The 13109-nt window shown below is 58.3% G+C and carries 11 protein-coding genes; 2 read left to right on the top strand and 9 right to left on the bottom strand.

All coding sequences use genetic code 11. The features are described from left to right. Window positions 1–126 precede the first annotated feature (126 nt). The gene (locus tag Mhypo_RS11310) at window positions 127–1095 is read right to left on the bottom strand and encodes a D-alanine--D-alanine ligase family protein (RefSeq protein ID WP_119341402.1); all 969 of its coding nucleotides are present in this window, start codon (window positions 1093–1095) and stop codon (window positions 127–129) included. Window positions 1096–1239: 144 nt separating this feature from the next. Then, entirely contained in the window at window positions 1240–2157 is a 918-nt protein-coding gene (locus tag Mhypo_RS11305; protein WP_119341401.1) for an SDR family oxidoreductase, read from the bottom strand. A gap of 268 nt (window positions 2158–2425) precedes the next feature. Between Mhypo_RS11305 and Mhypo_RS11295 the strand changes: the two genes are divergently transcribed. Together Mhypo_RS11295 and Mhypo_RS11290 are read left to right on the top strand one after the other, a co-directional pair. Further along, window positions 2426–3382, top strand: coding sequence for a helix-turn-helix transcriptional regulator (locus Mhypo_RS11295; protein ID WP_119341399.1), 957 nt, complete (start codon window positions 2426–2428; stop codon window positions 3380–3382). Window positions 3383–3417: 35 nt separating this feature from the next. Continuing rightward, entirely contained in the window at window positions 3418–3756 is a 339-nt protein-coding gene (locus Mhypo_RS11290) for a hypothetical protein (RefSeq protein WP_119341398.1), read from the top strand. A 26-nt stretch (window positions 3757–3782) separates the two neighbouring features. Here the strand turns inward: Mhypo_RS11290 and Mhypo_RS11285 are convergent, their stop codons facing one another. From Mhypo_RS11285 to Mhypo_RS11255, 7 genes are all read right to left on the bottom strand, one after another. Then, the gene (locus Mhypo_RS11285; RefSeq protein ID WP_119341397.1) at window positions 3783–4586 is read right to left on the bottom strand and encodes a DNA-formamidopyrimidine glycosylase; all 804 of its coding nucleotides are present in this window, start codon (window positions 4584–4586) and stop codon (window positions 3783–3785) included. Between the two features lie 571 nt (window positions 4587–5157). Next, on the bottom strand, window positions 5158–6360 hold the full coding sequence (locus Mhypo_RS11280) for an acyltransferase family protein (protein WP_119341396.1): 1203 nt from the start codon (window positions 6358–6360) through the stop codon (window positions 5158–5160). 39 nt (window positions 6361–6399) lie between these two features. After that, window positions 6400–8241 carry an asparagine synthase (glutamine-hydrolyzing) gene (gene asnB, locus Mhypo_RS11275; protein WP_119341395.1) on the bottom strand — a complete coding sequence of 614 codons (1842 nt, stop codon included), beginning with the start codon at window positions 8239–8241 and terminating at the stop codon, window positions 6400–6402. Next, window positions 8242–9387, bottom strand: coding sequence for a glycosyltransferase family 4 protein (locus Mhypo_RS11270; RefSeq protein ID WP_119341394.1), 1146 nt, complete (start codon window positions 9385–9387; stop codon window positions 8242–8244). It lies immediately after the preceding gene. Between the two features lie 43 nt (window positions 9388–9430). Continuing rightward, a complete protein-coding gene (gene asnB, locus Mhypo_RS11265; RefSeq protein ID WP_119341393.1) occupies window positions 9431–11335 on the bottom strand; it encodes an asparagine synthase (glutamine-hydrolyzing) in 1905 nt (634 codons plus the stop codon). Window positions 11336–11385: 50 nt separating this feature from the next. Continuing rightward, on the bottom strand, window positions 11386–12534 hold the full coding sequence (locus Mhypo_RS11260; RefSeq protein ID WP_119341392.1) for a DegT/DnrJ/EryC1/StrS family aminotransferase: 1149 nt from the start codon (window positions 12532–12534) through the stop codon (window positions 11386–11388). Beyond that, window positions 12531–13109: an acyltransferase gene (locus Mhypo_RS11255; protein WP_119341391.1), complete on the bottom strand. Its 579-nt coding sequence runs from the start codon at window positions 13107–13109 to the stop codon at window positions 12531–12533. The genes Mhypo_RS11260 and Mhypo_RS11255 overlap by 4 nt, the downstream gene beginning before the upstream one ends.

Here is a 13109-nt window from a genome sequence, read left to right as displayed (position 1 = left end):
CCAAGGGGCGGTATCGCCCTCCGCTACGCGGATAACTTCCAAGGGGCGGTATCGCCCTCCGCTACGCGGATAACTTCGGTCGGGTTAGTTCGTCACCCTTTGGTGACGAACTAACCGAATCTGGTATTAGGCCCTGAGCGCCAGTTGCACCAGCTGGTCAAGCAACTCAGGGTAAGCAAGCCCGCTGGCCTGCCAGAGCTTGGGATACATGCTGGTAGGGGTGAAGCCAGGAATGGTGTTGAACTCGTTGAGGTAAAGCTCACCCTGGCCCGATAGAAAAAAATCTACCCGGGCCATCCCGCGCACCCCCAGGATACGGTAAGCCTCGATGGCGGTAGCCTGTATCCTCTCCGCAATCTCGGGGGAAATGGAGGCAGGCAGGTGAAGCTGGGCCCTGCCGGGGGTGTACTTAGTCTCGTAGTCGTAAAACTCGGCCTGGTAGGTGATCTCACCCACCACACTTGAGCGGGCGTGGATGTTGCCCAGGAGTGCCACTTCCAGTTCGCGCACCCCTTCTATGCCCTGCTCAACCAGTACTTTGTGATCCCAGGCGAAGGCTTGGGCCAGGGCTTTGTGGGCGTCCTGGTCAGCCCTGACCTTGGAGATGCCCACCGAGGAGCCGGTGTTGGCGGGTTTGACAAAGTAGGGGGGTTTGAAGGGTGGTTCGGGGGTAGGCTCACCTTTGTAAAAGGTCACCCAGGGAACTACCGGAATGCCGGCCTGATGCAAAACCCGCTTGCAAAGGTCTTTGTCCATGCACAGCGCCGAACTGGTCACACCTGCCCCCACATAGGGCAGCCCCAGCAGTTCTAGAAAGCCCTGAATGACCCCATCCTCACCCACCGGGCCGTGCAGCAGCGGAAAGGCCACGTCGTAATGCTGCCAGGGAATGTCTGGGGGGAAGCGGTGGGTGCCGTGTTCGGCCACCCCCGCTACCAGGGCTTCGCGAGCGTCCTCTCCCAGCAACCACAGGCCATCCTTGGCAATCACCGCCAGTTCGGTCGGATGGGGCATGGCCGCCAGTACCCCCCGTGCCGACGACAGGGAAACCTCGTGCTCGCCGGGTGGGCCGCCGGCGATGAGTAATATACGCAAATTGCTCACAATGTGTATTGTAGTGCGGTACGAGCGGTATGCAAACTTCAATCTGCTAAATTCCAATCCTTGCGCCATCGCTTGGTCTGCGAGAGGTGTGGGTAGCACGAAGAGAGGTTGCGGTTGGAATATGAACCTCGCACATCACTTTTCTGCTGGTTTTTTACCCTCGTAAAACGCCTGCCAATGCGGCGCTCTGCCATCTATATCGGTGAAGCCATACTCCCGGCTCAGATGCCAGGTGGCCAGGGCCTGGCCTGCTTTCTCGTGTACTTTGGGGTCGGAGGCCAGCGCCACCACGGCCCGCCCAATGTAGTGGGGGGTCTCGGACTCGGCGTAGTAGGGGTTTTGGGCAATGGCGTCGCGCCAGTTGGCCTCGCTCACGCCAAAGTGCTCGAGCATCGCTTCCGAGCGCAGGAAGCCGGGCGTAAGGGCTAAGGCGGTGATGTTCTTGGCGGCTTCAGGTAATCTGCTTCCATCAGATTGGTAGCGGTTTGATCGAAACTCCTCAGCCATGTTGTGGGCCAGTCGAATCACGGTGGTCTTGACCAGGTCGTAGAAAAAGTGGCCCCGGTAGTTCAAGGTGTCACCGTCGGTGACCTCGATGATGAGCCCTGCATTCTGCTCCAACATCAGCGGCACGGCGTAACGGCTGGTGAGGAGATGGCTGTATACCGAGCGCTCCAAGAGCCGCCAGCCCTGGGCCATGTCCAGCTCCCAGAAGGGCTTGCCCCACTCAACGAGGGCATCGCCGCCCCACACGTCGTTCACCAAAATATCCAGCTTGCCCTGTTCGGCTTTAACCCGCTCAAACAAGTCCTTGACCTGATCCTCTTTGGTGTGATCTACCCGTACCGCAATGCCTTTCCCGCCGGCCTGGGTCACCAGCTCGGCGGTTTCTTCGATGGTTTCGGGGCGGTTGAGGTCGGAGGGGTGGCCTTTGGTGCTGCGGCCCGTGCAGTACACGGTGGCCCCAGCCGCACCCAACTCCACCGCAATGCCCCGGCCACAACCTCTAGTGGCTCCTGCTACAACCGCAATTTTCCCTTTGAGATTAGACATGTTCCCTCCGCATCTCGACTACTTCTGGCTCCAAGCGAATCGCCAAGCGCATGAGTACCCTGGCCACTCGAGTTCGCCAGTCCAGCCCGATTGGTAAATGGGCCTGCAAGGTTTCGGGGTGGTCGGAAGTTTCGAACTGCTCTTGTAGGGCTCTCTGAGCCAGATATGTGTAGAGTACGTATTGGCAGTGATCCATTGCCCCCTCCACAACCCAGCCTAGACCGGTTATATGTCACCTTCTGTCATATTGGTGGACTAGGGTAGGGGTATGCGAGCGGATCGACTGGTTTCAATTTTGCTGCTGTTGCAGACCAGGGGGCAGGCCACGACCAGCGAGTTGGCGAAGAGGCTCGAGGTCTCACCGCGCACCATCTACCGCGACATGGAAGCCCTCACGGCGGCAGGGGTGCCGGTCTACGCCGAGCGGGGCAGCAAGGGTGGATGGCGACTGCTGGAAGGATACCGCACCAACCTAACGGGCCTGAGCCAGTCGGAAATCATGGCCCTGTTTGCCCTCAAACCCGCCCAACTCTTGAGCGACCTGGGCTTGGGTAAGGCGGGCGAGCAAGCGCTGATCAAGCTGCTGGCCGCCCTGCCCTTCACGCAGCGGCAAGGGGCCGAGTATGCCCGCCAGCGCATCCTGGTGGACATTCAGCGCTACCAGGAGCAGGTACCCCTGCTGCCGGTGTTGCAGGAAGCGGTCTGGCAAGACCGGAAGCTACGGCTGCTCTACGAGCCCATGCAGGGGAAACCTGCGGAACGTACTGTTGACCCGCTGGGCTTGGTGGTAAAGGGGAGCGTGTGGTACCTGGTAGCCTCCAGACAGGGGGAGTTGCGCTCATACCGGGTCTCGAGAATCCTGGAGGCCAGGCTGCTGGACGAGCCCTCGTCGCGCCCTGCCGACTTCGACCTCGAGACCTACTGGCGCAAAGCCCGCGCCGAATACAGGGCCCAGATTCCCAGCTATCGCATCCAGGTGCGAATTCTGGAGAAAGTGTTGGCCCGCACCAACCCCGCCAGCCACTGGGGGCAACTCGAGCACAGCGAGCCGATGGGCGATGGGTGGCTGATGGCCCAGCTTTGCTTCGAGTACCCCGAGCAGGCCCTGGGCTGGGTTCTGGGGGCAGGGGCAGCGGTGGAAGCACTGGAGCCGCTCGAGTTTCGCCGACAGGTAATCCAAGCGCTGGACAATGCACTTGGTTTGTATCAAGGAAGGTCTGTCTGAATGCGCTGATGGCTTGTTGGCAATAAACTAAACCTATGAGTTGGGTGGTGGTGTTCTTGGCCCTGCTGGTGCTAATTGGCCTTTTCGGTCTGGTTAACTACTGGGGCTACCGGCGGGTGGAGAAAGCCCAGCAAGCCTGGTTTCGTCAGATGTTGGGGGAGGGGGTGGATGTAGAGCAGTTCTTACTGGCAGCCCCCTTCGAGTACAAGCCCCTCAAGGGCAGCAAGGCCTATGGCATCCTGGACAAGCGCACCGGCGAGGAGGTCTACCGAGTCAAAACCCCCGAGGAAGCCGAAGCCTGGATTGTGACCAACACCCTGGCCGAGCGCGGGCAGTTGCCCCAGACCAACCGGCACTCGGACAGGGGAGATTAGACCGTTTGAAAAACTGCTTTTGCCAGCTAGATTCTTTGACACAATGGGCAGAAATGCGTGCCCCGTCCCCCCACCACCATTTTCACGATCTTGCCCGAGCAGCCCTTGCGTTTACAGGGCTGGCCGGTGCGGTCGTAGGCGTTGTGGTGGAACTGAAAGTAACCCGGTTCTCCACTCGGCTGCTGGTAGCTTTCGTCGGAGAGGGTCGAGCCTCCGGCCTCCACTGCCCGATGCATCACTTCGCGAATAGCCTGGTAAAGCCTGCGGATTTCGGGGCCGGAGAGTAAAGCGGCGGGCCGCTCGGGGTGGATTTTGCTGAGCCACAGCGATTCATCCGCATAGATGTTGCCCACACCGGCTACCGCCTCTTGCGCCAGGAGCACCTCTTTGATTTTTCGCTGGGTTGACAATAGCGATTGTTTGAACCGGGCCAGGGTGAAATCGGGCGAAAGGGGTTCGGGCCCCATGCGCGCCAGCAGGCCAATCTCGCGGTAGTCGCCGACCTGTACTATCCACCACTTCCCGAAGCGGCGGGGGTCGGTGTAGTAGAGGGTCTGGTTGGGCAAGTGCAGGGTGACCCGGGTATGGCGGTGCGGCTCAAAGCGAAAACCCCCGGTCATGCCCAGGTGAATTACGGCTTCCAGCTTCTTGTCCAGATGCAATATCAGATACTTGCCCCGGCGCGATGTACCCAGCACCTTGCGCCCTTCGGCCAGTTCGGTGCGGCGGTAGCGGGCGGGGTCGTTGTGCAGCAGTTTTTGGATGCGCTGGCCCAGCAGGTAGGGCTCGAGGATGCGCCTCGTGGTCTCGACCTCGGGTAGCTCGGGCATGGTTTTATAGCTTATTGCCTTGCGCAGGGGGCTGCAAGGATAGCCGCTACACACCGCATACCAGATTCAAAAAGATAGCCTCTAATACCGGATGTTTACAAAACCAAAAAACCCATAGGTTGTCTTTTTGAATCCTAGAGCACACCCCTTCCGAACGGTCGGCGAAGAAAGCGTCTCTCTTCCAAGGGGCGGTATCGCCCTCCGCTACGCGGATAACTTCCAAGGGGCGGTATCGCCCTCCGCTACGCGGATAACTTCGGCCCGGTTAATTCGTTACCATTCGGTAACGAATTAACCGAATCTGGTATAAAGTTCGAGTTTCCGGCCGGCCACTATTTCGTCCAGGAAAAAGGATTCTTGGGTTCCGGATGGCTCGATTTTTGCGAAAAGCGTTCCAGGGCAGTTTGCGGTTTGACCCGAGGGATGTGGCGACAGCAAACCCAGGTTGGCCGCATAGCGGCTATGGCCTAATGGCCACCCCCTCGCCTCCCAGTTGATGTTCGCGCTCACCTCACCCCAAAGTTATTTCCCGAAACCGCTCTAAGCTATGATGGCTGCCGTTTCGAATTCGCTATAGCATTTTTTTTGAAGTTCTCGATAGCGCTGTGGCGCTTTTTCTGCCCGACCTCCGGTGAATGCCAAAAAGAAACCGACTCAAGGCGCTATGTTGCACCAGCTCGCTCAGGGTTATGGTAACGACCAGAGCGCTCAGCATCAGCAGTCCATATAGCAGCCAGGCCGGCCAGGCCAGCTTGAGTACAAAATAGCCCAAAACCACAATGACGCTTTGATGCCAGATATAAAAGGGGTATACCCAATGGCGGGCATGCTCCAAAAAAGGGGAGGGCCGGTTCAGGTATTGATGCGCGTAGCCAAGTGCGGCAAAAACAACGCACAGGGCGGCCAGGTCTCGAAGAAGCCAGTAGAGCTCGAAATTTTGCAGCGAGATACCAGGACTGAATGTATCGTGCTCCCAAACTACGGTAAAAAGATAGGCCTTGCCTATAACCAGCACCAGTCCTGCCCAGGCAAACAGCTTTCGCTGGCTGAAGATGATCTCGAGTAAGCGTGGTCTGTGGAAGAGCGCAAAGCCCAGTACATATAAGAAGAAAAAAAATAGCAGGTTTTCTAGATCCTGTACCAACCCTGGGTGCGAACGAAATATAAGTGGCAGCAAGCTAATACCGATGGCGGGAATTACTACCAGAAGCCAGACCCGCCAGGAGGCTGCCATAAACCAGTGCTCGAGCCGCGCCCATAAAGCCAGACCTCCAGGGCTGCGCAAATACAGGAAGATGGGAAGGGCCAGGAGTGAAAAGATAAACAGGTACAAAAGATACCACAGGTGTTCGGTTCGCAGGTTGCTCAGGGGATATGTGCCGCCATGCAGCCAGGGGCCGCTCAGAAATTGCCAGTAGCTTCCGTTAAAGTGCTGGGGGTCGCTGGGTGGGAGGGAGATGCGCACAATGTAGTGCTGGGGTGGAACTATTAGCAAAACACCCATGCCCAGCGGAATCAAGAGCCGAATCATGCGATCCAGGGTGTAGTCCTTAACCAGTTTTTTGAGCACAAAGATGGTGGCAGCCCCCGACACAAAAAAAAGGAGTGGCAGCCGAACCGTGGTGAGGGCCTCGTTGAAAAAGGTCGTCCAGCCCAGTTCGGGCCCTTTGATAAGCCAGGGCCAGTCGTCGAAGGGCCTTCCAGAATGGAACACCAGGCCCAAAAATACCGCCAAAAACCGAAGCCAGTCCAGGTAGTGAATGCGCTTGTTCATATTGGTGATCTCTTCAAAACAACTTGTGGAAAAGTCCGTCTAGGTTTGGTTACCAAGTTTGCGGGCCAGCCATAGCAGGCTAATGGCCTCCGCCAGCAAGCGAGGTCGGTGCTGCATTTGTTCTGGGGTATATGTTTGTACTGCATTCTGGCTCGAGCCCAAAACGTCTCGCAGAATACCCGAGGCCAAATGCAGTTGCTCCTGGAGGTGTGCCCCCAGACCTTCGGTGAGCCAGGTTTGCGTTACATCAAAGCCTCTTTTGTAGCGAGCAGTGCGGATGACTTCGGGCACTTTGCTGTGGGCTATCTGCCGCAGGGCCCACTTGCCATACCCGTTGCGCAGCTTCAGGTGAACCGGAAGAGCCAATCCGAGCTCGAGTACCCGATAGTCCAAAAAGGGCAAGCGGCTTTCGATGCTGTGGCCCATTGAGTTGCGGTCCTCGTACCGGAGCAAAGTGGGCAGGCTATAGCGGGTTACATCGAGCATCTGGCGCAGCCAGGGTGCCTGGTCAGCCGAAGCTCCAAGCTGGAGCTGAACTTTTGGCAGGCGCAGGTTGCCTTCAAGTTGTTTGCCAGAATAGCGCTGACGGTTTTGCCAGAAAAGGCCCAGCTTATACGACTCGGCTGCCAGAAGCTGTGCAAACCCCAGGGCGAAACTGCCCAGCTCAGCCAGGCGCTTTTGCTGTAGCAAGTGGCGAAGCTGAAACAGAAAAAATTTTCGGTAGCCCATAAAGCCTTCATCGCCGCCCTGACCGCCCAGAAGTACCTTGTAGCCCTCTGCTCGGGCTGCCTCGTAGACGAAGTTTTGCGCCAGAATGCTGAGGGTGGGGAAGGGGGCATCCTGCGAGGCTAGGGTTTTTTCAAAAGCTTGAACCAGGCGTTCTTTGGAAAGTTCGGGCCATACAAAGTGCACCTCGATGCCGCTCTTTTGTGCAAGTGCCTGGGCCAGGGGCCCTTCGGAGCGGGCGGCGCGCGGGTGGCCATAACAAAAGCCTTCTACCTGCGGATGTTGCCGGGCGGCCAGGGCGGCTACCAGGGAGGAGTCCAGGCCGCCCGAAAGCGATATGGCCAGCGGTACATCGGAGCGCAAGCGCAGCACGACCGCGCTTTGCAGGGTGGCCTCGAGTTCTTCCAGTAAGGCCTTATCCGACAGGCCCTCGAGTGCGGCTATTTTCTGCTCGACCCGGCCAGCCAGGTCGTAATAGCGCTGGGGTTCTACGCTGGGCTGCTGCAAGCGAATACAGGCGTGGTGTCCGGCCGGCAAAGCCCGCAAGCCCACATAAGGCGAGATGTCGCTGTCGTCTTCGTAGACGTAGTAATACAGGCCCCGGCTCACGTACTCCAGATTGGGGGCGAGTCCGAAATGCCGGGCCAGCGCCCCGGTAGAGGAGGCAAAAGCCAGAATGCCTTCTTTTAGGAGGTAAAAAAGCGGTTTGACACCAAAGCGATCCCGCACCAGCCAGAGCTGCTGCGATTGGGTGTCCAGCAAGGCAAAGGCGAACATGCCAATAAAGCGTTCCCAAGCGTTTTTGCCCCAGGCTTTATATGCCTCCAGGATTACCTCGGTGTCGCCCTGGGTTTGAAAGCGATGCCCTAGCTGCTGAAGCTGGTCACGAAGCTCCAGGTAGTTGTAGATTTCACCGTTGAACACGATGCAATATCGGCCGGTGTGATCCCATAATGGCTGGTTGGAGTGTTCCGAGAGATCTATGATGCTCAGGCGGTTGTGGCCCAAGACCAGGGGGCCCGCAGGCTGTGGAAGCTCGACTACGGCCTGGTGGTCGGGGCCGCGGTGGAGCTGGCTTTGGACTACCTCGGCTACCAACGCACGAAGCGGTTCTGCCGATTGAATCCAGGAAAAAGCCCCCGCAATACCGCACATTCAGACCTCCAGATGCCCCAAGGCAGGGGGCTGGCTCAGGCGATGGTAAAGCTCTTTGAGCTTTACGAACTCTACGCCCCAGTTGAGCTGCTCGGCAACCAACCGCCGCCCGCGCTGGCCCATGGCCTCGGCCTCGGCGGGGTGATCGAGCAGCCATTGGATGGCCTGGGCAATGGCGTCCGGTTTGCGTGGGTCCACAAATAAGCCACAGTTATTGTGGCCAATGGAGGCGCGCCAGAGAGGGAAGTCCGAGGCTACAAAGGGCATACCGGCCATCATGTACTCGTATAACTTGGTGGGTTGCGAGACCAGAAAGCTGGGAATGGGATGCAGTATGGAAAGGCCAATGCGGCTGCTGGAGAGCAGGGCCAGGGTATCCGGACGGTTTTTGTAGCCCAGATAGTCGGTTCTGGAAAAACCAGGGTGTTGCGCCGCCTCGGCCTCGAGGGTTTCCGGGGCAAAGTTTCCAATCAGGGTCAGACGAAGTTTGGTATCAGGCAAGCGCTGCATGGCATCCAGCATTTCAAAAAGCCCCCTTACCCGCGTAATGCTGCCGGTGTAAAGGGCCTGGGCCGGGCGCGTCTGGTAGGGCAGGTTTTGCAAGGAGGCAATCTCCTGGGGATGCGGAAAGTTCTGTAAAAGGATGGTTTTATGAGCGGGGAAACGCGCGGCAATGGGTTCGGTGACGGCAACAATCCCGCTCAAGAAGGCGCCTGCCAGGCGCTCGAGCAGCCCCATACCCAGGGCTACCAGGCTGCGCAACCATTTGGGGATCCAGTCCTTGCTCAAAATGTCCGTGGGAACATCCTCGTGTACGTCGTACACAACTTTTTTGCCCTGCAATTGCAAGAGCAGCCCCACAGGAATCAACTCGGGGTCGTGGAAATGGTAAATATCGCCCTTTTCGGCCAAAGCCCGTTTATAAACGGCCCAGGCCACCCCAAACATGCGCCCCAAACGGTTTTTGGCCACCGGTACAGCGCAAATTTGCACCCCCTGGCGCACCTCGTCCTGCTGGTGTGGTACGACCAGCGACACCGGATAACCTTCCTGGGCCAGACTCACACACTCCCGGTGAAAAATCCGAACGTCGAAGGGTGGGTGGGCCGAGCTCATGTGAACAATCTTGGGTAAAGGTTGGGACATTGCGGGTCTCCTACAGCTACGCCAGAGCGCAAGGGGATCGAAATCAATCGAAGCGCACGTCAAAGGTTCTGGCCCAGGCAATCAGATTGACCCAGCGCCAGACCCGGGCGTCGAAAGGTTTTCGCCGAGCCATTACGGCCGCCAGCTCCTGCCGAAGCAGCTCTGGTTTCAAGGCCTTGATGCGGTACAGGGTTTCGGATTTTAGCTGTTGCTCCACCCAGGGAGCGAGCTGCTCCAGCCAGTGTTGTTCCGGGGTTGCGAACCCGACTTTGTCTTTGCGCTCCAGGATGGCCTGGGGAACCAGGCCCTGCATGGCGCGCCGGAAAACCGCCTTGGTTTGTCCACTGGGTGAAAGGATATACGATTCGGGAAGGCTCAGAATCAGCTCTACCAGTCGGGGTGTCAGAAAGGGCACCCGGCTTTCGATGGAGTGGGCCATGGAATTGCGGTCTTCGTAGCGCAACAGCTTGGGCAGGCTGGTTTCGGTGAGGGATTGTAATAGCTCCTCGCGCAACACCTCGCGTCCGTGGAGAGCCCGCGGCGAGGCGAGGGCAACCCCTTTTTCTTGAAACCAGTCCACGTTCAGCCAGCCGGGGGCCAGCTCCTGACCGATGAGGCGACGGGCCAGAGGCTCCAGACTCGGTGGCAGTAAAAAGCCCAGGGCGCTTTTGTAGGTATCTTTGAGGGCAGGCTCGAGCCGACTCGCCCGCAGGAAGGCCAGGGCCTCGAACCAGCGTCCCTGGCGCAACAAAGAGGCTAGACGCGCCCCGCCATACACTGCATAACCGGCCAGGATTTCGTCGGCACCCTGGCCATCCAGCATGACCTTGATACCGGCCTCCTGGGCCAGGCGAAAGACTCGGTACTGGGCATAGATGCTGGTGGAGCCAAAAGGCTCACCCTGCACCTGCACCAAATGATCCAGATCTGCAACCAGCTCGCCTGCGCTGGGTTTTACTTTGTGGGCTTTTACTCTGGCGGCCTTGCCGACCAGTTCGGCCCAGGATTCCTCGGAGACCCCATGGTCAGCCACGTAGGTAAAGGTATGCAGCTCGAGACCCGGCTCGAGGTAGCGCATGGCCATCACGATGGCGGAGGAGTCGATGCCCCCCGAGAGCGCCGCCCCCACAGGTACATCCGAGCGCAGGTGCAGCCGCACATTCTCCAAAAACTGTGCGCGCACGCTTTCGGCAGCCTCCTCGAAAGAACCCTCAAAAATGGGTTCCGGGTTGGGTTGCCAGAAGCGTTGCGGAGAAGAAAGCTGTGGACTACCAAGCTGAAGTTCCAGGTAATGGGCCGGCGGAAGCTGTTGCACCTGGGCAAAGAGGGTCTCGCTGCCATCGTCGGTAAGGCCAAAGCGCAAATAGCGGTAAAGTCGGTTGGGATTAACCTGGCGCCCTACACCGGGAAGCTCGAGGAGCACAGGAATTTCGGAAGCAAAGGCAATACCTTCGTCGAACTGGGCGTAGTACAAAGGTTTGATGCCAAAATAGTCTCGAGCCAGGTAGAGGCGTTGATTCTGCCGATCCAGCACAGCAAAAGCGAACATGCCCACCAGGCGGGTAAGGCACTGCACGCCCCACTGGGCCCAAGCCGCCAGCAGTACCTCGGTGTCGGAGTGCGAACGGAAACAATGGCCCAGGGCCTGGAGTTCCTGGCGAAGCTCGAGGTAGTTGTATATTTCACCGTTGAAAACAAGGTGATAGCGCTGATCCGGGCTGGACATGGGCTGCCAACCCAGCGCTGAAAGATCCAGAATGGAAAGCCTGCGATGCACCAGCAATACCGAGCCGGAAGCGTCTGACCAGTCCTTGCCCTTGTCGGTGGCTTGGTCGAGGGTTAGCCAGCCGTGGTCGTCGGGGCCACGGTGATACAGCCCTTGTAGGGCATTTGCTGCCCAGTTCAGCGATCCAGGCTTATGCAATACGATGCCTGCAATGCCACACAAAGATTTTCCCCCCTTTACGCATAGCTCTGTTGGTAGATTGGTGCGGGTGACTAGCCATTGAGCACTTTCTTGAGTGCTTCCACCACCACCTCCTGGGTTTCCTGATTCATTTGCGGCCAGATGGGCAGTGAAAGTACCTCGGCAGCAGCCCGCTCACTTTCGGGCAGGTGCAGACCCTGGTTCTGGTAGACCGGAAGACGATGCAACGGGGTGGGGTAATAGACCATCGTACCAATACCCAGCTCGCTTAGCCGTTGTTGAACCTGGTCGCGCCGCCCATTCAGGATGCGCACGGTGTACTGGTGGAAGACATGACCTGGGTTGAGCGCGGGCGTGCGCAGACCCGGGGTGTCGGCCAGGGCCTGGTTGTAACGTTCGGCAATGGCCCTGCGGGCCTGGTTGTAACGTTCCAGGTGCGGCAGTTTGACCAGCAAAATAGCAGCCTGCAAGGTATCGAGGCGCGAATTGTAGCCGATGAGCTCATTGTAATACTTCTTGCGCGAGCCGTGGGCCCGTAGCATGCGGGCCAGTTCAGCGATGGTGTCGTTCGAGGTTACCAGCAACCCCCCGTCGCCATACGCTCCCAGGTTTTTGGAAGGGAAGAACGAATAAGCGCCGGCATCACCCAGTGAGCCGGTATGACGGTGGAGCAAATCGGGGTGGTGCCGGCTCTCGCCCGGGCCGCCTTCGTAGCGCGCGCCAAAGGATTGGGCACAGTCCTCGAGTACCTTCAGGTTATGCCGTTGGGCCAGCTCCAGTATGGCCGTCATGGCAGCCGGGTTGCCATACAGGTGAACGGGTACGATGGCCCTGGTTCTTGTGGTTATGGCGGCCTCGAGCAGGTCGGGGTTCAGGTTGAAGCTATGGGGGTCTATGTCCACAAATACTGGCTTGGCACCCAGCAGGCTAATGGCTTCAGCGGTGGCAAAGAAGGTGAAGGGACTGGTAATCACTTCGTCCCCCGGCCCTATCCCCAGGGCCCTTAGCCCAATGATCAGGGCATCGGTCCCGGAGTTAAGGGCGATGGCGTGTCTAACCCCCAGGTAGTGCGCGACTTTTTGCTCGAGCTCGCTTACCTCAGGCCCCATGATGAACTGGGTGGCGCGCAAGACCCTTTGTAAAGCTGCATTAAGTTCGTCCCATAGCTCGTTTACTTCTGCGCCGAGGTCGAGGATGGGAATCTGCTGCAAGGTCTTCATACTAGCCTCCGCACCTCATATGGCCCCACCTTTTGGTAGACATGGCCCTGGGAGTCGGTTACTGTGTCGCTTTGGCTAAAGTCGAGGCGGTCGCCATAGGCGCTCATCCAACCAATAATCCGTGCGGGTACCCCGGCCACTATTGCGTAGGCGGGCACATCCCTGGTCACCACTGCCCCGGCCGCTACAAATGCGCCTTCGTGGAGGGTAACCCCTGTGACAATGGTGGCATTGGCGCCAATACTGGCACCACGCTTTACCAGGATTCGACCGTAATCGGCCGAAGAGTTGCGCGGGAACTCGCTGCGCGGGGTCAGTACATTGGTAAAAACCATGCTGGGCCCACAAAAAACGTAGTCCTCCAGAATGACCCCTTCATACACCGAAACGTTGTTTTGTATCTTGACGCCGTTGCCGATAAGCACGTTGTTGGCCACGTACACATTCTGCCCAAGGGAGCAGTTCTCTCCGATGACCGCTTTGGCCGAGATATGGCAAAAATGCCAGATCCGGGTACCCCGACCAATTTGGGCGCCCTCGTCCACAACGGCAGTCTCGTGTTTGAAGTATTCCAT

Origin of the sequence: Meiothermus hypogaeus, from assembly GCF_003574035.1 — a bacterium.
In the GTDB taxonomy this organism is placed as follows: Bacteria; Deinococcota; Deinococci; order Deinococcales; family Thermaceae; genus Meiothermus; species Meiothermus hypogaeus.
This window is presented reverse-complemented; position numbering and strand designations above follow the sequence as displayed.